This window comes from Streptomyces sp. NPDC027672, from assembly GCF_055566335.1.
Genome location: NZ_JBVHSO010000002.1, coordinates 293,547 through 313,568, shown reverse-complemented (window position 1 = coordinate 313,568; position 20,022 = coordinate 293,547). Strand labels below are relative to the sequence as shown.

Genomic DNA, 20,022 nt, shown 5'->3' with positions numbered 1-20,022 from the left:
GTTACCCGCCGAAGCCGTCCCAAGCGTTCCGCCGCACCCGGTGAGGGCCCGCGGGACGGAGGCTTCGCCGTGCGCGGTGTTTCAGTGTGTGGCGCCCTGGATACACCGCGAGGGTTCGACCCCTCAGTCAGCGAGCCCGCGCACGCCGTCGCAGTGAGGTCGTCACCATGTCCCAAGCCCCGTCACCCGCAGGACCGTCCCACGGCACCCGGCCCGCCCCGGCCCCCGCCCCGGCCCTGGAGAAGACCGCCGCACGGCCCCGCGGCCCCGGCCGGGCCGGGCGGGGCGGCGCCGCCCTGGTGACGGGCGCCTCCTCGGGCATCGGCGCCGCGGTGGCCCGCCGGCTGGCCGCCGAGGGCGACTGGCGGCTGGTCCTCAACGGCCGCGACATCACCCGACTGGAGCAGGTGGCCGCGCAGGCCGGCGCCCTCGCGCTCCCCGCCGACCTGGCCCGGCCCGGCGCCGACCGCCTGCTCACCGACCTCGCCCTGGACCACCTCGGCCGGCTCGACCTGCTGGTGGCGGGCGCCGGCGTCGGCTGGGCCGGGGACTTCACCGCCATGCCCGCCGCCCGGATCGACGAGATCGTGACCGTCGACCTGCTGGCCACCGTGCGCCTGGTGCGCGCCCTGCTGCCGCACATGGTCGCGGCCGGTTCGGGACGCGTCGTCCTCATCGGGTCCCTCGCCGGCAGCGTCGGCGTGCGCGGCGAGGCCGTCTACTCCGCGGCGAAGGCCGCCCTCGGCACCTTCGCCGACTCCCTGCGCTACGAACTGCGCGGCACCGGAGTGGGCGTCAGCCACGTCGTCCCCGGCGTGGTCGACACGCCCTTCTTCGACCGGCGGGGCCTGCCCTACGCGCGGTCCTGGCCCCGGCCGGTGCCCGCCGAACGGGTGGCGGACGCGGTCTGCGCCGCCGTACGCCACGGCCGCGACGAGGTGTACGTCCCCGCCTGGCTGCGCCTGCCCGCCCGGGTGCGCGGTGCCGCGCCCGGACTCTACCGGCGGCTCGCCGGCCGCTTCGGGTGAGCGGGCCATGACCGCGGTCACGGTGCTGCTCGCCCTGCTCGCGGCCCTGTCCAACGCCGCCGCTTCGGTCCTCCAGCGCCGGGCCGCCGTACAGGAGCCGGACCGGGGCGGCGGGGCGGGATCCGCCGTACGCCGGTTCGGGAACCTGCTGCGCCGCCGCTCCTGGCTCGCGGGCGCCGGGCTGCTGGCGCTGTCCAGCCTGCTCCAGGCCGGGGCGCTGGCCACGGGCAGCCTGTCCCTGGTGCAGCCGCTGCTCGCCGCCGAGCTGCTGTTCACCCTGGCCGTCGGCAGCGTCGTCTTCCGGCGCCGCCCCGAGGCCCGGACCTGGCTGGCGTTCCTGGCCCTCGCCGGCGGGCTGTCGCTGTTCCTGCTGGCGGCCGCGCCGACCGCCGGGCGGCCCACCGCGCCGCCGGCGGCCTGGCTGCTGGGCGGCGGCGGCGCGCTCGGCGCCGTCGTCCTGCTCGTGCTCGCCGCCCGCCCGGTCCGCGGTGCCGCCCGGGCCGCGCTGCTCGGCCTGGCCTCGGCGGTGTCCTTCGCCACCACGGCGGCGCTGCTGAAGGAGGCCGTGGGACGGCTCGCGCAGGGACCCGCGGCGATGTTCGGGCACTGGTCGCTGTACGCCACGGGGGCCGCCGGACTCGTCGCCTTCCTGCTGTTGCAGGGCGCGCTCGCCGCCGGTTCGCTGACCGCCTCGCAGCCCACCCTCACCCTCGGCGACGCGCTCGCCAGCGTCGTCCTCGGCTGGGTGCTGTTCGCCGAGACGATCCACCTGGGCCTGCACCTGCTGCCGGAGGCGGTCGGCGTCGCCCTGATCGGCGCGGGCAGCATCGGCCTCGCCCACGCCCCGTCCGTGGGCGGGGAGTGGGACGCCGGCGACCCGGCGGCGGCCGGCTCGGCCACCACGGTTCCGCGCGCACCGAGGAGGTAGGTCACCGATGTCCGTCCCGTCCGGCCGCTCCTGGCGGACGGCCGCCGCCCTGCTGCCGGCCGCCGCCGCGGTCCACATCGTCCCGGCGGCCACCTGGCTGCCGGGCGTACGGCCGCTGCTCTTCCCCGGGTTCGCCGGCACCGGCCACCCCCGGCACATCGCGCTCACCTTCGACGACGGACCCGACCCGGAGTCCACCCCGCGCTTCCTGGACGCGCTGGACGCGCTCGGGGTGCGGGCCACCTTCTTCGTGCTCGGCGAGCACGCCGTACGCCATCCCGGCGTGGTCCGCGAGACCGTGCGGCGCGGGCACGAGCTGGGCGTGCACGGCTGGCGGCACACCCGGCCCTGGCGGCCCGCGCCCGCCCGCGACGCCGAGGAGGTCGCCCGCGCCGTCCGCGTGGTGCACGACCTCACCGGGCGGCGCCCGCGCTGGTACCGCCCGCCCTACGGCATCCTCACCGCCGGCCGCTGGCGGGCCGCCCGGCGGGCCGGGCTGCGGACCGTGCTGTGGTCGGCGTGGGGCCGGGACTGGACGGCCGCCGCCACACCGGCGTCCGTACGGGCCCGGATCGCCGCCGACCTGCGCGGCGGCGGCACCGTCCTGCTGCACGACTCCGACCGCTGTGGGGCGCCCGGCTGCTGGCGGGCCGCGCTCGGCGCGCTGCCGGCCCTCGTCCGGGACTGCCGCGCGGCCGGCCTGACGGTGGGCCCGCTCGGCGCACACCACCTGGACCCGGCATTGCCCGCCGCACCCGCCCCCGGTGAACGGCCGCACGGCTGAGGGCACCGGGGCGCACGCTCCGGTGCCGGGGTGGTACGCCGGGTCAGGGGCGGGCCAGGTGGTCCAACGGGTCCGCCCGGAACAGCGCGTGTCCCCGGGCCACCCGGGCCGCGCGCTCCCGGCCGCCCGCCGCGAGCGCCTCCAGGGCGACGAGCAGCGCGGGACCGTCCGGGGCGAGCGCGGACAGACCGAGGCCGGCCATCCGGCGCACGCCGTCCGCGCCATGGCCGGGCAGCGGGCGGTGACCGATCACCGGCAGGCCCGCGGCGAGCGCCTGGACGGCGGTCTGCCCGGCCGCGTTGTCCACCAGGGCGTACGCCGCGGCCAGCAGACCGGGCATGTCGTCGACCCAGCCCAGGGCCAGCGCGGCCGGTTCCCGGGACACCCGGGCGCGCAGCCGCTCGTTGCGGCCGCACAGCACCACCGGCAGCCAGCCGGCCGCCGCCAGCAGCCGGGCGGTGGCGGCCGGCCGCGCCGCCGCGCCCCAGGCACCGGCGGACAGCAGCACCGCGGGCCGGCCGGGCGCCCGCGCGGCGAACCGCTCCCGCCATCGCGCCGCTGTCGGGGCCGGCCCGCGGAAGGCGGGCGGAACCACCGGCCCGGTCGTGACCGCGGGCACGGCGAGCGCCGCGCGCACCCGCCGCGCCGCCGGCTCCGTCAGGCACAGGTACCGGTCGTTGCCCGGGTGCAGCCACTGCCGGTGCACCGCGAAGTCCAGCAGGAACACCGCGCTCGGCACCCGCAGCCCGCCGTGCGCCCGCAGATCCCCGGTCAACTGGGCGGCCAGGTGGAAGACGGACACCACCACGTCGGCGTCCAGCCGGTCCACCAGCTCCGTCAGCCGGTCCCCGGCGAGCCGGGCCAGCGGCACCCCGCTGGGCCGCGGACCGCGCCCCTCGCGCAGGAACGCGCCGTAGACCCCGGCGTACAGCCACGGCAGGTGCCGCACCGACGCCTGGTAGCCGCGGCGCAGGCCCGTGCCCAGGCCGTACGGCAGCAGCCGGAGCACGTCGGCCACCTCGGCCTCGTGTCCCCGGGCCACGGCCCGCCGCGCGAGTTCGGCGGCCACGGCGTCGTGCCCGGCCCCCATGCCCGCGCTCACGATCAGGATCCGCCGCGGGCCGTCCGGCGTCCGAGGGTCGCTGCTGCGCACGCATGGACGTTTCTCCGCCGGCGCGCCGCCCAAACGGCGCCTCGGCCGGCCGGGTCACCCGGCCGGCCGCCCGTGCGCGGCACGCGGGCGCCCCGGTGCCCGCCCTGCGGCTGCGCGCCGCCCGCCGCGTGCCACGCTGGAGGAACCGGTACGACGGAGGGTGTGGGGCGGCGAGCACGGGAGGAGCCGTGAGGTGGTTGCGGCGCGGCCTGCACCGCGCGTGGCAGTGGCTGCGGATCCGGGCCCTGTTCGAGCACGGGCGGGAGCTGGAGCTCATGCACCGCGCCATGGGCTTCGCCACGCTGGCCCTGGTGACGCTGGCACCGCTGCTGATCGTCGTCGCCGCCGCCGACCCCCTGGTGCGCGGCGGCTTCGCCTCCTGGCTCACCGACGGCATGGGGCTGTCCGGCCGGTCCGCGCACGTGGTCACCGACGTGATCAGCGCGCCCCGCAAGGTCATCGGCACCACCAGCGTCTGGAGCGCCGTCCTGCTCGCCGTCTTCGGGGTGGCCTTCGGCGGCAGCGTGCAGAACGCCTACGAACGGATCTGGGGCCTGGCGGCCGGCCCCTGGCACCGGGTGTGGCGGCAGGCCACCTGGCTGGTGGTGCTGACCGCGTACCTGTACCAGGAGGTGGCGACGAAGACGACCCTGCACGGCGCTCACCGCATCACCCTGTCGGCGGTCAGCGGGGTGCTGTTCTTCTGGTGGGGACAGCGCTTCCTGCTCGGCGGGCAGATCCGCTGGCGCGCGCTGCTGCCGGGCGCGGTGGCCACGGTCATCGGCCTGGTCGGACTGCGGGCCTTCTCCTACCTCGTCTTCACCCCGCTCATCGTCACCAACGCGCTGAGCTACGGCGCCGTCGGCACCGTCCTGGTCGTCGAGTCCTGGCTGATCGGCGTCGGGTTCGTCATCTACGGCGGTGCCCTGTTCGGCCGCTGGTTCACCGAGCACCACTGGATGCCCTCCCACCACCCGCAGGAGTGGACGGACGGCACCGACGAGACGTCCTAGGCGAGCTGCCGGCGCACCAGTTCGTGCAGCCGGCCCGTCGTGTCCGCGAGGAGTTCGGCCGGGGGGCCCTGCTGGACGACCTTGCCGTCCTCCATCACGATCACCCGGTCGGCGTCCAGGACGGTCGACAGCCGGTGGGCGATCACCACGCGCGTGGCGTTCAGCTTGCGGGTGCTGTCGATGACGACCCGCTGCGTGTCGTTGTCCAGGGCGCTGGTCGCCTCGTCGAAGAAGAGGATCCGCGGACGCCGGATCAGGGCCTGGGCGATCATCAGCCGCTGCCGCTGGCCGCCGGAGACCGCCCCGTTGCCCGCGACGATCGTGTGCAGCCCCATCGGCATCCGCTGGATGTCCTCCGCGAGCCCCGCCAGCTCGGCCGCCGCCATCACCTCCTCGGCGGTGTACGGCTCGGCGCCGCAGATGACGTCCATGATCGAGCCGCTGAACGGCTGCGCGTGCTGGAGGACCACCCCGCACTGGCGGCGCACCGCGGACTGGTCGAGCGCCGCCAGGTCCTGCCCGTCGTACAGGACGCTGCCGGACACCGGCCGGTCGAAGCCGATGAGCAGTCGCAGCAGCGTGGACTTGCCGCAGCCGCTCGGGCCGACGACCGCCACGAACTCGCCCGGCCGTACGGCGAAGGACACGTCGTCCAGGACGAGCGGGCCGTCGTCGGCGTACCGGAACGACAGCCGGCGGGCCTCCAGGGCGCCCGACAGCGGGCCGGGCCGGGTGCTCGCGGCGCGGACCTCGGGCGTGGCCCGCAGCACCGGCCTGATCTCCTCGAACAGCGGCAGCGCCGCCACCGCCGACACGAACGCGCCGGTGAGCTGGGTGACCGAGGTCAGCAGCATGGTCACCGAGGTGTTGAAGGCGAGGAAGTCCGCCGCCGACATCGAGCCCTCGGCCGGGCCCGCCAGCAGCATGAACATCAGCAGGGTGCACACGGGCAGGTACACCGCGCCCAGCACCGTGGTCAGGTTCTTGATGCGGCCGGCCTTCTGCTGGAGTTCCCGGCTGCGCGCGAACTGGCGCGCCCAGGCCGCGTAGGCGTAGTTCTCGGCCGCCGCCACCCGCAGCTTGGGCAGCCCGCGCAGCGTCTGGAACGCCTGGTTGTTCAGCTTGTTGCCGAGCACCACCAGCCGCCGCTGCCAGCGCACCTGCCACAGCCCGAGCCCGCCGAACAGCGCCGCGACGACGAGGAGCATCCCGAGCGCCGCGCACGCCAGCGGCACGCTGTAGTACAGCAACAGCCCCAGGTTCATCGCGCCGACGGTCACCGACTGCGCGACCACCGGGCCGACGCCCGCCAGCAGCCGGCGCATCGCGCTGACCCCCATCGCCGCACTGGCCAGCTCCCCGGTCGAACGCCGGGTGAAGAACCGGGTGGGCAGCCGCAGCAGCCGGTCCCAGACGGCCGGTTGCAGCGCCGCCTCGATCCGGCCCTCGAGCCGCAGGATCGACAGGTTCTCCAGCAGCGTGAACGCCGCCGCGACCACCCCGCCGATCATCACCGCCAGGCACACCCGGGCGATCAGGCCCTCCTGCGCCTTCGGCACGTACTCGCCGAGCACCTTGCCGGTCGCGATCGGCACCAGCGCGCCGATCGCCACCGTCACCAGACCCGCGAGCAGCAGGTTCAGCAGATCGGCGCGGCTGCCGCGCAGACTGAACCGCAGCAGCCCGAGCGGGGTGAGCGGCCGGTCGGGCAGCGGCCGGTAGAACATCACCGCGCGCGGCTCGAACTCCGCCGCGTTCGCTTTGTCCACCGGGGTCCGGCGGCCGGTGCCCGGGTGGACGGCGACATAGCCGCCGCGCCGCCACAGCAGCGCCACCGGCGCCCCGGACAGCGCCCGGTGGCCGACCAGCGGGCCCGTGTTCTCCCGCCACCAGCGCCCGTCCAGGCGGACGGCCCGGGTGCGCACCCGGGAGGCCAGCGCGATCCGCTCGACCGGGTCCAGCCGCTCGCTCTCACTGCCGCCGCGCGCGGGCTCGGCGAGCGTGATCCCGGCCGCCTCGGCGACGACGCGGCAGGCCGCGTACGTGGCGTCCGCGTCGGCGGCCGTCAGCCGGCGGGCCGAGCGCTTGCCGATCGCGGCCAGCAGGGTCCGGTCGGCCTGCGCGCGCACCGCCTCACCGGCCCTGATCCCGGCGGCCGCGCGGGTCTCGTGCGCCTCCTCCAACTGTTCGATCCACCGGTCCAGCGTGGTCAGCAGCCGGTACTGCTGGTCCACCACGGTCTGCCACAGCGCCGGGTCCATCAGCAGGTCGGCGGCGGCCTCCGCGCCGTACAGCGAGCCGTACTGCACGCTGCCCGGCGGGACCTGCATCCAGAACACGTCGTCGTCGGCGGGCGCGGCACCGCGGTCCTCCGCCTGCGGCGCCTGGAACAGCACGGACAGGCCCCGGCCCAGGCCGAGCGCGACCGCGTACTCCAGCGGGCTGGAGGCGGGCGGCACGTACTGCGGGTTGCCGTACTCGTCGTACGACCACGTCTGGGTGCCGGCCGGCTGGTACAGCTCGCGCAGGGCGACGCGGTGCACCACGCAGTCCCGGACCGGCCGGGCCACCAGGGTGTGCTGGGGCCCGGCGACCGGGCCGAGCAGCAGCGTGCCCGCCTCCAGCCGGCCCAGGTGGTGCCAGTGGCCCTGCTGGGCGGCGTCCACCGCGAACAGGTCCAGCGCGCCGGCCGCCACCAGCCACAGCACCTGCGGCCCTTCGAGGTCCAGCCGGCCGAGCCCGGCGCAGTCCAGCCGCGTCCCCAGCGATCCCAGGGCGCCCAGCACCAGGTCGCCCTCACCGACGGTCGTCATCTCACCGCTCCCTGACCAGCGCCGCGTACGCGCCGCCGCGTGCCACCAGCTCCTCGTGCCGCCCGCGCTCCACGACCGTGCCGTGCTGGAGGACGACGATCTCGTCGCTGTCGCGGACCGTGCTCAGCCGGTGCGCGATCACCACACAGGCGCAGCCACGCCGGCGCAGGTTGTCCATCACCACCTGCTCGGTCTCCGCGTCCAGCGCGCTGGTCACCTCGTCCAGCACCAGGATGCTCGGCCGGCGCACCAGCGCCCGCGCGATCTCCAGCCGCTGGCGCTGGCCGCCGGAGAAGTTCCGGCCGTCCTGCTCGACCTCGCTGTGCACGCCGCCGGGCCGGCGCATCACCACGTCGTACAGCGCCGCGTCCTTCAGCGCCTCCACCACGGCCTCGTCCGGGATCGAGGGGTCCCACAGCGCCACGTTGTCGCGTACCGAGCCCTCGAACAGGAAGACGTCCTGGTCGACGAAGGAGACCGAGGCGGCGAGCGCCCCGCGCGGGATGTCCTCCAGCCGGCGGCCGTCGATGCGGATCACCCCGTCCCACGGCGTGTACAGACCGGAGATGAGCCGGGAGACCGTGGACTTGCCGCTGCCGGAACCGCCGACCAGCGCCACCTGCTGCCCGGGGCCGACGGTCAGGTCGAAGCCGCTCAGCAGCGGCCGGTCCAGCGGGCTGTAGCCGAACGTGACGTTCTCCAGCTCCACGTGCCCGCGCAGCCTGCGCACCGAGTCGGCGCCGTCGGGGCGGTCGTAGAGCGGGTCGGCCTGGAAGTTCTCCACGTCCTTCAGCCGGGCCACGTCGGCCGCGAAGTCCTGGATGCGGCCCGCCACGCCGTTGAGCCGGGTCAGCGGCGCGGTGAACCGGGTGACCAGCGCCTGGAACGCGACCAGCAGACCGACCGAGATCTGCCCCTCCACCGCGCGCAGCCCGCCGATCCACAGGATGAGCGCGCTGTTGAAGGTGGCGAGCGCCGGCGCGACCACGCCCAGCCAGGCACTGGGCACGCCGAGCCGCTGCTGCTCCTCCAGGGTGGCGGCGTGCTGCCCGGCCCACTTGCAGAAGTAACCGTCCTCGCCGCCGGTCGCCTTCAGCGTCTCGATGAGCTGCAGGCCGGTGTAGGAGGTGTTGGTGAGCCGGGCGGTGTCGGCCCGCAGCTTCGCCGTGCGGGTGGCGCGCAGCCGTACGACGAGCCGCATGGCCACCACGTTCAGCAGGGCCACGGCGATGCCGAGGAAGGTCAGCTGCGGGTCGTAGGTGTAGAGCAGCACCGCGTACAGCACGACCACGACGGCGTCCACGCCGGCCGCCGCGAGATCGCGGGCCAGGGTCTCGGCGACCTGGTCGTTGGACTGGAGCCGCTGGACCAGGTCGGCGGGGGAGCGCTGGGCGAAGAACGTCACCGGCAGCCGCAGCAGATGGCGCAGGAAACGGGCGCTGGACAGGGTGGAGGAGATGATCCGGCCGTGCAGCAGGTTGGCCTGCTGCAGCCAGGTCAGCACCAGCGTGAGCAGCACGCAGCCGGCCATCGAGGTGAACAGCACGCCGAGCAGCGAGGTCTGTCCGCCGATGAGGAACATGTCGATGTAGGTGCGGCTGAGCGCGGGCACGGCCGCGCCGACCGCGACCAGCAGCAGACTGGCCAGCACCGCCGCCGGCAGGGCGCCCGCGGTGCCGCGCAGCCGGGCCGGCAGCGCGCCCAGCACGCCGGGCCTGCGCCCGCCCCGGGTGAAGTCCGCGCCGGGCTCCAGCACCAGCACGACCCCGGTGAAGCTGCCGTCGAACTCCTCCATCGGCACGAAACGGCGGCCCTTGGCCGGGTCGTTGACGTACACCCCGCGCCGGCCGAAGCGGCGGCCCATGCCGTCGTAGACGACGTAGTGGTTGAACTCCCAGAACAGGATGGCCGGGGCCCGCACCTCGGCGAGCGCGGCCAGGTCCATCTGCATGCCCTTGGCCGTCAGGCCGTAACCGCGGGCCGCCTTCAGCAGGTTGGAGGCGCGGGAGCCGTCCCGGGAGACACCGCAGGCGATGCGCAGCTCCTCCAGCGGGACGTGCCGGCCGTAGTGGCCGAGGACCATCGCGAGGGAGGCGGCGCCGCACTCGACGGCCTCCATCTGGAGCACGGTGGGCGTGCGGACCGTGCCGGCGCGGGAGGCGGGGGCCGGCCGGCCGGCGGGGGCCGCGCGTCTGCGGCCCCGGGCGGGCCGGGGGTCGCCGGTCTGTACGGTCACGGGAGCAGCCAATCGACGGGACGCTGGTCGGCGAGCCGGACGGAGCCGGTGGCGAGGGTCATGGAGCCGAGCCGGAAGGGCGGGCCGCCGGCGGTCGACCACTGGTAACCGCTCTTCGTGGACGGCGACGTGCGCAGTTCCACCAGGACGGCCACCGGGCGGCCGTCGCGGGTGAACTGCCGGCCGAGCTGGCCGTCGCCGAGGAACGCGGCGATCGACTGCGCGGACTGCGCGACGCGGTCCACCGACTTCACCTCGCCGCGCAGGACGCCGTAGCGCTCCGCCGGCACGGAGGAGACGGTCAGGTCGACCGGGGCGTGCGCCGGGATGGCGGCGGCCTCCTCGGCGGGCACGTACACGGTCGCGTACAGCGGGTCGGAGGCGTGCGCGGTCTTCTCGACCGCGGCCACGTCGGTGCCGGTCCGGATGATCTGGCCGATGGTCGCGGCGAGCGTGGTCACCTGGCCCGCGGCGACGGTCCGCACGACCGTCTCGCCGTCGCCCGTACGGACCTTGAGGACCGGGGCGCCGGCGGGCAGCCGTTCGCCCTGCCGGGCGAGGACGGCCGTCACCTGCCCGGCCACCGGGCTCTGGAGCAGGTAACTGCCCTGTCCGTGGGTGAGGATGGCGGGTGCGCTCACCGTGGAGGCGACCGAGCCGGTCACCGCCCACACGGAGGCGGCGGCCATGACGACGACGGCGACGCCGAGGGCGAGCCGGCCCTGCGGGCGGGCGAGCCGCACCGGGAGGTCCAGCTCCTCCGGCGACTGCTGTCTGGCGAGGGCCTGTTGGCGGAACTGCACGGAACTTCCCTCACCTGGGGGAGAGACGCAGGGGGTTCAACACGTCCGAGAGTCCCGGAGCCGAGGGACGGCTCCGGGACTTCGGTGACACCGGGGTGCGGTCAGAGACCGGCGACCAGGCCGGTGACCGGGGCGGTGTTCAGGCCGGTGACACCCTCGACGGTGCCGACGACCGTGTTGACCAGACCGGTCACGCCCGGGGCGATCTCGTTCACGGTGCCGAGGGTGCTGTTGAGGGTGTTCACGGACAGACCGCCGGAGACGTTGTCCAGCTCGGCGTCCGAGATCTCGACGGTCTCGACCTGGGGGGTGGAGTTCATGATGGAACTTCCCTTCGTATGGGTATTTCACAAGGGGGGAGCGGCCCCCTCTGGGGGACAGACGGACGGCCGCGACCGCGGGCACCGGGCCACCCTCTCCGGGCGGCCCGCCGACCCCTGCGGTGCGATGGATCAAAGCACGCACGCGGCGCGCGCTTCCACTCAACCAGCGCTCTCACCTGCGCACTTGGCTCGTGACGGGCGTGAACCGTGCAGGGCTGCGCACGGCTTGTCGGCGACTCCTTCACACGCCGCACGGCATCGCCGCGCCCGGCGCCCGGTCCGCCGGAACGCGAAACCGGCACTCCTCGCCAATGGCGCCACACGGGACGCGCGGATGTGCAGATAGCCGGGCGCCCGTGCGGTGCCTGGGTAATCGATGTGCAGATTCCCTGAAGGGGGTATTCCGCTTCATGTCCGAAGCTGAGCGTTACCGGTCGGTTGCTGCATGTGTCTGACCGGTGTGGTCGAGTGGACCGCCTCGGCCGGGATGTCCGCGTCGGTCCGGGGTCCGTGAGGTGTGGCTGATTCCCCGCGTTCGCGCTGCGCGGCCGATTCGCCGCGTCCGCGCTCCGGGCCGAGTCCCGCGTCCGCGTTGCGTGGCCGATTCCCCGCGTCCGCACCGCCGTTCGGAAGCGGAACTGAACGCACCGCGCGGCCGGCGCGTACCTAAGGCCATCCAGGCGCCGCACACCCACCCCGCTCCACGCACTGTCCGCGAGCGGCAGCCCCCGTTCCCAGGAGGTCGAGAAGGTTGAGTCACCAGCGCAGGCCGAAGCGCAAGGCCGCGATAGCGGCGGGCGGTGTCGCGGCGCTCGGCGCGGCGGCGCTCCTGCTGCCCCACGCCCACGCGTCCCAGGACCCCCGGGGCGCGGACCAGGCGTCGGCCGTCACCGGCACCGCGAAGACCCTGAAGGCCGCGGACGCCTCGGGCCTCGCCACCCGGGTGCGGAAGATCCTCGGCAACGCCTTCGCCGGGTCGTACTACGACAGCGGCAGGCGGCAACTCGTCGTCAACGTCCTTGCCGGCAGCGATGGCGATGTCGTCCGGGCGCAGCAGGCGGGCGCGGTCGTCCGCCGGGTGGACCACGGCACCGCCGAACTGCGGGCCGCCGCCCGGACGTTGAAGGCCGAGGCGACCATCCCCGGCACCTCCTGGGCCGTCGACCCGCGCACCGACAAGGTCGTCGTCACCGCCGACAGCACCGTCACCGGCGCGCGGTGGGACCGGCTGAAAACCAGCGTGCGCGGCCTCGGCCCCGGCATGGCCACCCTGAAGAAGTCCTCCGGCACGTTCAAGACGTACCTCTCCGGCGGCGACGCCATCTTCTCCCAGGTGCAAGGCGGTGGCGTCCGCTGCTCCCTCGGCTTCAACGTCACCGCCGCCGACGGCAGCCCCGCCTTCCTGACGGCCGGTCACTGCGGGGTCGCCGCCGAGAAGTGGTCCGACTCCCAGACCGGGCGGCCCCTCGCCACCGTCGACCAGGCCACCTTCCCCGGCCAGGGCGACTTCTCCCTCGTCAAGTACGACGACGCCGGCACCCAGGCGCCCAGCGAGGTCGCCGTGGGCGGCGGGCGGACGGTACGGATCGACCAGGCCGCGGACGCCACCGTCGGCCAGACCGTCTTCCGGATGGGCTCCACCACCGGGCTGCACGACGGCCAGGTCACCGGACTCGACGCCACCGTCAACTTCCAGAGCGAGACGGACCCGAACGGCGTCGACACCGTCACCGGCCTGATCCAGACCGACGTCTGCGCCGAGCCCGGCGACAGCGGCGGCTCCCTGTTCACCCAGGACGGCAGTGCCCTCGGCCTGACCTCCGGCGGCAGCGGCGACTGCACGAACGGCGGCGAGACCTTCTTCCAGCCGGTCACCACCGCACTCCAGGCCACGGGCGCGACGCTCGGGGACGGGGGAGGGGGCGGTGACGGCAACGGCGGTGCGGGTGCGGGTGACGGTGCGGCTGCGGGCGCCGGTGACGAGGCCGGGGCCGGTGGTGATCAGATCGGCGGAGGCGCCGAGCCGTCCGACCCGGCCGGCTCCGACCCCTCCGGTTCCGATCCGTCGGCTGCCCACCCGGGCGGTTCCGACCCGGCCGGTGACCGGTCCGGGGCCGGGATGGCGGACGACGGCTCGTCGCCGGTGAGCGGCACGCGCTGAGCGGTCCGGTCGCGGACCGAGCGGTCTGGACGCGGAGCGGCGCCGATCGCATGGACTGGTCGCTGACCGAGCGAGCCGGTGCCGACCGAACGGCCCGGTCGCGGCCCGGTCTCGGCCGGGCGATCGGGTCGCGGAGCGGCGTCGGCCGAGCGATCGGGTCGCGGATCGGTGTCGCCCGTGCGGCCCGGTCACCGACCGAGAGGCCCGGTCACCGACCGAGCGGTCCCGTGCCGGCCGATCGGTCCGGTCGTGGTCGCTGTCCGTGGGAGCCGGACGCGCACCCGTTCGGCCGGTTCCCCTCCCTATACCCCCCGCCGGCCCCCCTCGGTTCCAGTCGGCGGGGTGGGGCCCGGCCCTCCGGCGGGAGGGCCGGGTCTTCGCCACGGCGCTCAGCCGTCGTCGCGTGCCCGCAGCAGCAGCACCGCCACGTCGTCCGCCCGCTCCCGCGCCGCCGCGCTGTGCCGCACCACCTCGTCCGCCAGGTCCTCCAGCGGCCGGTCGCCGACCTCCGCGAGCAGCGCGCCGAGGTCCGCCAGCGCGTCCTCGATGTCGACGCCCGGGGACTCCACCAGACCGTCGGTGTACAGGGCGAGCACCGAACCGGGCGCCAGGGACACCTCCGTCGTCGGGTACACGGCCGCCGCGTCGATCCCGAGGAGCGGCCCCCCGGCCAGGTCCAGCACCCGCACCCGCCCGTCCGGCCGGCGCAGCAGCGGCGGCGGATGGCCCGCCCGCGCCATGACGGCCCGCCCGCGCACCGGGTCCAGCCGCAGATACAGACAACTGGCGAACAGCTCGGCGTCGAGGTCGATCAGCAGCCGGTTGGTGCTGCCGATCACCTCGTGCGGCGCCTGTCCCACCATGGTGTAGGCCCGGACACCGGTGCGGATCTGGCCCATCAGCCCCGCCGCGGTCACGTTGTGGCCCTGCACATCGCCGATCACCGCCGCCGCCTGCGGCCGGGTCGGCACCAGGTCGTAGAAGTCGCCGCCGATCTCCATGCCGTCGGTGGCGGGCAGATAGCGGGCCGCCGCCTCGATGCCGGGCAGCGCGGCCAGCGAGCGCGGCAGCAGCGCCTGCTGGAGGCCGTGCGCCAGCCGGTGCTTCGTGTCGTACAGCCGGGCCCGGTCCAGCGCCTGCGCGATCAGCCCGCCGAGCGAGGTCAGCACCGCACGCTCGGCGGCCGGGAACGGGTGCGGCTCGGCGTACGCCAGCACACAGGTGCCGACCGGCCGGCCGGACGCGATCAGCGGCAGATACGCCCAGGCCGCGAAGCCGTCCGGCGTCTCGTGCCGGTTCGGATACACCCGCTCCAGGTGGTCCTGGGAGTCGAAGAACGCCGGCACACCGGTGCTGAGCGCCTGGGTGCCCGGGGTCCGCTCGGCCAGCGGCAGCCCGTCGAACCGCTCCACGATGTGCGGGTCCCCGTAACCGCGGTGCCCGAGCACATGCAGCCGTCCGCCCTGCGAGCCGAGGATCACCACCGCCTGGCCGCCGACGGCCGGGACCACCTCCTCCCAGACCAACTGCACCACGTCGCGCACGCCCACCGCCTCGGTCAGCGCGCCCGCCAGGTTCAATACCTGGGAGATCGTCACCAGCCGGGTCGGGGCCGGGTCCGTGCGCGGGGTGCCGCGCGCCATCTCGGCCACCTCGCGGGCCCGGCTGACCCGTACGCTCAGCCCGGTCGTGCTCGGGTACAGCCGGAACGACAGCCAGTCCCCGGGCGGGCGCAGCGCCACGAACGACGTCGCCTGCTGGCTGAGCAGCGCCGCCCGGTAACGGTCCTCGTACATCGGGTCGTTCAGCCAGGGCACCGACGCCCACAAGGGCGTGTCCAGCAGCTCCCGGGCCGGCCGGCCGAGCAGCTCGGCGGCGGCCGCGTTCAGGAAACCGATCCGGCCGTGCAGATCCAGCGACACCAGTCCGTACGGCAGCCGGGACACCAGCCGGGCCGCCTCGACCGAGCCCAGGGTGTCCGCCGTGCCCGAGACCGGCGCCGACAGCACGTCGTCCTCGCGGCCGGGCGGGCGGCCCTCCCGCGCGGACCGCTCCAGCCGCAGGGCCAGCCGTTCGCAGGCCGCCGAGAGATGGTGGCGCTCCGCGCCGGACAGCTCCTTCGGATGCCCGCCGGGCCAGGTCACGAACACCGCGCCGTACACCTGCCGCTCGGTCGCCACGGGGACGGCGGCCAGCGCGAACGGGTACGGCAGCACCACGGCGACCCGCGGATAGCGCCGGGCCATCTCCTCCTCGCCCGCGACCCACACCACGCGCCGCTCGCGCACCGCGTCCGCCACCGGGAGCGGCGCGTTCAGTCCCACCCGCTCCCAGGGCGCCGCGAAGGCCCGGGGCATGCCCGCGTGCACGGCCATCTCCAGGACCGGCTCGCCGGCCTTGAGCAGGTACACGGCACCGGAGTGGGCGCGCACCTCCTGCATCATCGAGACCAGCGCGAGCGACAGCACCGGCTGGGCGGCCGGTGTCACGCCGGCCGCCGGCGCCGGTTCCGGCCCCGGTCTGTCGGACACGCCGACCACCTCCTCCCGCGCCCGCGCGCCGCGTCCGGCACCAGACTCCCCCGGCGCGCGGGCCGGCGCACGGCGAGCCCGCGCGGGTCTTCCGCCCACCGTCCGCGCGGGTCTTCGCGCACCGTCCGCGCCGGTCTTCACCGCTGCCCGCGCGCGGCGGATGCCTCCGCATACCCCGTTCCGCCGTATCCATGCGCGGGCGCCCACGGCGCGTGCCCCGGTACCCGGCGCGGGGCCGGCGGCGCCCGCTCCGGCTCGCCCCGGGCACGCCCGGCGCCGGGGCGCGCGACGGTGCGGCAGGAGCGGGGGTGGTGTTCCGAAGTCACGCGTGCGCTCCGGTCGCGCCAGGATGGCCGAATTCATACACAGGGAAGGCGGTCGGCGGCTTTCGGACGCCCGGCAGGGCGGGGATCGGGACGGCTCCGCGGGGAACGCCTCGGGCGTGTCGTGGCCGCGCCGGTGCGGCCCCCTGCGTGTCGCTTCACTCTTTCGAGTGCAGTTTGCCGACCGTCCGATGGCCGGATCATCACCCCAGTTCAGGGAAGGTCCGCCCGGTCCGCCGCAGCGCTCCGGGCGGCACCGCACGGAAGTGGCCAGGACGCCACGACGGCCCGCACGCCGCTTCGGCGGCGACTTTTCTCGTACACGGCCGGTTTGTGTCCGGGAGGACGGGGCACACGCGTCGGCGACTGTTCCGGTCGAGCTCCCCCCGTGCGCCAGGAGGGAGCGGAATCAGCCGGACGGTGACGCAAAAGCACCGGCACAGCACTCTCCGTTCAACTCCTGGGGGTTGCTTGCTCGTGACTCGCCGTGAAGACTGTGGCCGAGTTCCATCGAAACGAAGGTGTCCTGAGGGGCGCATTGTGCCAATCGCAAGGCGGCGCGCCCGAGGACTGCGTATTGTCACACCTCGTTTCGGACGACCGGGCTGGGGGCCCTGCCGTCCGTCCGGGAACCGGGAGGGTCCCGTGCGTTCGCCGCGCGGGAGGTATCACCGAGGGGATGGGGTTATGTCGGGTTGGCGCGTCACAGGGCCGGGCTCGCCGCGGGGCCGCGGCCGGCCGCGCGGCCGTGGTGTCCGGCACCGTGGGTACGGCGTTCCGTACCGCGTGTGTTGAGGACGTCCGGCGCGCTCCGGCGTCCGGGCGACGGCGGCTGACCCGCCCGCCGTGCACGAGGAGGGCCGCGCGGGCCACGCGCTCCCTCCGTCCGATCTTCCGGAACAGCACAGGCACAGCCGTGCCCGGGACCGCCCGCGGTCCGGGCCGCCCCGGTCCACGACCTCCCGTGCGGGCACCCCTTCGTGCCCGCACCCGCCAGCCGTTAGCGAGGAGACATGGTGATCAGCAGCCAAGAAACGGGCGTACACCTCCTGTTGGAGGAGTTACCCGACCGCTGGCGGCGCTTACGCGAGACCGGTCCGGTGCGCTACGACGAGAGACAGGGCGTCTGGCAGGCGCTGGACCACGAGACCGTCTCCACCGTGCTCGGCGACCCGGCGGCGTACTCCTCGGAGCTCTCCGCCCTCGCTCCCACCCAGTCCGACTTCGAGACCTTCACCCAGGGCAACTTCGTCGGCATGGACCCGCCGCGGCACCGCACCCTGCGCACCCTGGTGAGCCAGGCGTTCACCCCGCGGGTCGTCCAGGGGCTCGGCCCCCGGATCGAGGCCGTCTGCGCCCGGCTGCTGGACGCCGTCGCCGACCGCGACCGGTTCGACCTGGTCGACACGCTGGCCTATCCGCTGCCGATCATCGTGATCGCCGAACTCCTCGGCATCCCCGCCGAGGAACACCCGCTCTTCCAGGAGTGGGCGAGCGTCCTGTTCGGCGGCGACCAGCTCGGCGAGGCGCCCGACATGGCCGACCTGGAGCGGGCGCTCGACGCCATCGCACCCACCGTGCGCGAGATGAACGCCTACATGCTGGAGTACATCCGCGCCCGCCGGGCCGCCCCCGGCGACGACCTCACCAGCAGGCTCATCGCCGCCGAGGTGGACGGCGTCCGCCTCGAAGACCAGGAGATGGTCGGCTTCGTGGCGCTGCTGCTGGTCGCCGGGCACATCACCACGACCGCGCTGCTCGGCAACGCCGTCGTCACCTTCGACCGGCACCCCGGCACGGACGCCGCGCTGCGCGCCGACCCCGCGCGCATCCCGGCCGCCGTCGAGGAGGTGCTGCGCTGGCTGCCGCCCTTCCCCGAACTGGGCCGCCGGGTCACCCGGCCCGTGGTCCTCGGCGGCCACGCCATCCCGGAGGACTCCCTGCTGATGGCGCACCTGGGCGCCGCCAACCGGGATCCGGCCCGCTTCACCGCGCCCGACCTCCTCGACGTGACCCGCAGCCCCAATCCCCATCTGACCTTCGGGCACGGCATCCACTTCTGTTTCGGCGCGCCGCTGGCCCGGCTGGAGGCCCGGATCGCCCTGCGCATGATGCATGAACGATTCCGCATGGTGGCGATCCCCTCCTACGAGGACATCGCCTACCAGAACCCGGCCGTCATCGTCGGCGTACGACATCTGCCCGTCGAGGTCCGCAGACCGTAACCCCCCGCGCCCGCAGCGCCTCCGGCCGGTCCCCGCACCGCTCGTCCGCGGACCGCACCGGAACACCCGCACCTGAGCCCCATCCAACGGGAGTCCCTGCTCATGCCGTACACCATCCCCGCCGCTCCGGCCGTATCCCGGCCGCCGTCCCTGTTACACCGGGACCTGCAGGACCGCCTCGACGCCCTCGCCCGCACCCACCGGGTCCCCGGCGCCCAACTGGCCCTGGCCACCGGCACGGACGTGATCGCCGTGCACACCGGCACCGCCGACGTCACAACCGGCGCCCCCTGCGCCGCGGGCACCGCGGTCCCCCTGGGGTCGCTCACCAAGCCGTTCACCGCCGCGCTCGTCCTGCTCCTGGCCGACGACGGCGACCTGGACCTGGACGAACCCGCCGCCGGCCACCTCCCCGAACTGAGCGGCATACCCGAGGTGACGATTCGTCACCTGCTCACGCACACCGGCGGACTGCCCACCGGCCCCGACTCGGACACCGCCGCCACGACCACCGCCGCCCGCTATCTCGCGGCCGTCTGCACCGAGCGTGACCTGCTCTTCGCGCCCGGGACCGACTTCTCCTACTCCAACGCCGGCTACGTCGCCGCCGGACGGCTGGTGGAGACGGTCACCGGCATGCCGTGGCCCGAGGCGGCCGGGGCGCTGCTCCTCGAACCCCTCGGCATCCGGCCCGCGTTCGTCGGCGAGCCCTCGCCGGCGCGTCCCGTGGCCGCCGGACACGCCGTCAACACCGCGACCGGACAGGCCCGTCCGGCCCGGCAGAACCTCGCGCCGCTGGAGGCACCGGCCGGCGCGCTGCTGGCGAGCGCCCTGGACCTGACCGCGTTCGGCCACGCGCTGACCGGCCGCTCCGACCTGCTGCCGCCCGCCGTCGTCAAGGAGATGCGCCGGCCCGATCCCGCCGCCCGCCCCGGCACGCTGGCCGACGGCTGGGGCCCCGGGCTCGCCCTGTACCAGCGGGACGGCCGGGTCTGGTGCGGCCACGACGGCAACGCCCAGGGCACCTCCTGCCACCTGCGGGTCGACCCGGAGAGCGGCGTGGTCGTCGCCTTCACCGGCAACGCCGGCGGCGCCACCGCCCTCTGGCGCGACCTCACCGAGGAACTGGCCGAGCTGACCGGCGTCCGGGTGCCGGCCGCCGTGGAGAGCGCGGACCGCGGCCGGCCCGTCGCCGCCCCGGCCGGCTGCGTGGGCACCTACCGCAACGGCACCACGGCCTACCGGATCGCGCCCGGACCGGACGGCACGCCGGCCCTGTCCGTGGACGGCGACCTGCCCCTCCCGCTGGTCTGCTACGCCGACCTGTCCTGCGATCTGCGCGATCCGGCCACCGGATACCTCGAACCCGGCGGACGGTTCCACCGCGATCCCGCCACCGGCCGGATCGACCGGGTGCAGATCTCCGGGCGCACGGCACGCCGTACCGACGACGGCTGAGCAGGGGCCGCCGGTACGGGGGCTTTCCCGGCCGTCCGGTTCCGGGCCGCTCCGCCTTGGGCGGTGCCGGGTGCCAGGTGCCGGGTGCCGGTGCGCGGCGGGCGTGTTCGCCCCGGTCCGGTGGCCCCGGTCCGGTCGGTGACCGGGCCTTCGCACGCCGGCCGGCGGCCGCCGGGCCGGGCGGTTCCGGGTGCCGGGTCCCGCGTGCCGGTCGCCGCACCGGCCCCGGCTGGCCGAGGTCAC

General features: G+C 75.3%; 13 protein-coding genes. 7 read left to right on the top strand and 6 right to left on the bottom strand.

Annotation, left to right across the window (positions count from 1 at the left end; all coding sequences use genetic code 11):
• Window positions 1-167: 167 nt before the first annotated feature.
• From ACZ4SV_RS05720 to ACZ4SV_RS05710, 3 genes are read left to right on the top strand one after another with little or no spacing between them, the layout of a single operon-like run.
• On the top strand, window positions 168-1,028 hold the full coding sequence (locus ACZ4SV_RS05720; RefSeq protein WP_468001683.1) for an SDR family NAD(P)-dependent oxidoreductase: 861 nt from the start codon (window positions 168-170) through the stop codon (window positions 1,026-1,028).
• Window positions 1,029-1,035: 7 nt separating this feature from the next.
• Window positions 1,036-1,956, top strand: a complete 921-nt coding sequence (locus ACZ4SV_RS05715; protein ID WP_468001681.1) for a DMT family transporter — start codon at window positions 1,036-1,038, stop codon at window positions 1,954-1,956.
• A 7-nt stretch (window positions 1,957-1,963) separates the two neighbouring features.
• Entirely contained in the window at window positions 1,964-2,740 is a 777-nt protein-coding gene (locus ACZ4SV_RS05710) for a polysaccharide deacetylase family protein (protein ID WP_468001679.1), read from the top strand.
• A 43-nt stretch (window positions 2,741-2,783) separates the two neighbouring features.
• Here ACZ4SV_RS05710 and ACZ4SV_RS05705 read toward each other — a convergent pair whose 3' ends face one another.
• On the bottom strand, window positions 2,784-3,830 hold the full coding sequence (locus ACZ4SV_RS05705; RefSeq protein ID WP_468002484.1) for an MGDG synthase family glycosyltransferase: 1,047 nt from the start codon (window positions 3,828-3,830) through the stop codon (window positions 2,784-2,786).
• Between the two features lie 260 nt (window positions 3,831-4,090).
• On the opposite strand from ACZ4SV_RS05705, the gene ACZ4SV_RS05700 reads away from it, so the two are divergent.
• Entirely contained in the window at window positions 4,091-4,906 is an 816-nt protein-coding gene (locus ACZ4SV_RS05700; protein WP_365872668.1) for a ribonuclease BN, read from the top strand.
• Here the strand turns inward: ACZ4SV_RS05700 and ACZ4SV_RS05695 are convergent.
• From ACZ4SV_RS05695 to ACZ4SV_RS05680, 4 genes are all read right to left on the bottom strand, one after another.
• Entirely contained in the window at window positions 4,903-7,719 is a 2,817-nt protein-coding gene (locus ACZ4SV_RS05695) for an NHLP bacteriocin export ABC transporter permease/ATPase subunit (protein WP_468001677.1), read from the bottom strand. The two genes, ACZ4SV_RS05700 and ACZ4SV_RS05695, sit on opposite strands and share 4 nt — an antisense overlap.
• 1 nt (window position 7,720) lies before the next feature.
• On the bottom strand, window positions 7,721-9,847 hold the full coding sequence (locus ACZ4SV_RS05690) for an NHLP family bacteriocin export ABC transporter peptidase/permease/ATPase subunit (protein ID WP_468002481.1): 2,127 nt from the start codon (window positions 9,845-9,847) through the stop codon (window positions 7,721-7,723).
• Between the two features lie 104 nt (window positions 9,848-9,951).
• A complete protein-coding gene (locus ACZ4SV_RS05685; RefSeq protein ID WP_468001675.1) occupies window positions 9,952-10,758 on the bottom strand; it encodes a hypothetical protein in 807 nt (268 codons plus the stop codon).
• 101 nt (window positions 10,759-10,859) lie between these two features.
• Entirely contained in the window at window positions 10,860-11,078 is a 219-nt protein-coding gene (locus ACZ4SV_RS05680) for a type A2 lantipeptide (RefSeq protein WP_365872658.1), read from the bottom strand.
• A gap of 754 nt (window positions 11,079-11,832) precedes the next feature.
• On the opposite strand from ACZ4SV_RS05680, the gene ACZ4SV_RS05675 reads away from it, so the two are divergent.
• Window positions 11,833-13,242, top strand: coding sequence for a S1 family peptidase (locus ACZ4SV_RS05675; RefSeq protein ID WP_468001673.1), 1,410 nt, complete (start codon window positions 11,833-11,835; stop codon window positions 13,240-13,242).
• A 389-nt stretch (window positions 13,243-13,631) separates the two neighbouring features.
• Here ACZ4SV_RS05675 and ACZ4SV_RS05670 read toward each other — a convergent pair whose 3' ends face one another.
• Window positions 13,632-15,782: a PP2C family protein-serine/threonine phosphatase gene (locus tag ACZ4SV_RS05670; protein WP_468001671.1), complete on the bottom strand. Its 2,151-nt coding sequence runs from the start codon at window positions 15,780-15,782 to the stop codon at window positions 13,632-13,634.
• A gap of 1,327 nt (window positions 15,783-17,109) precedes the next feature.
• Here ACZ4SV_RS05670 and ACZ4SV_RS05665 point away from each other — a divergent pair.
• Both ACZ4SV_RS05665 and ACZ4SV_RS05660 read left to right on the top strand, forming a co-directional pair.
• Entirely contained in the window at window positions 17,110-18,321 is a 1,212-nt protein-coding gene (locus ACZ4SV_RS05665) for a cytochrome P450 (RefSeq protein ID WP_468001669.1), read from the top strand.
• 102 nt (window positions 18,322-18,423) lie between these two features.
• A complete protein-coding gene (locus ACZ4SV_RS05660; protein WP_468001667.1) occupies window positions 18,424-19,779 on the top strand; it encodes a serine hydrolase domain-containing protein in 1,356 nt (451 codons plus the stop codon).
• Window positions 19,780-20,022 lie beyond the last annotated feature (243 nt).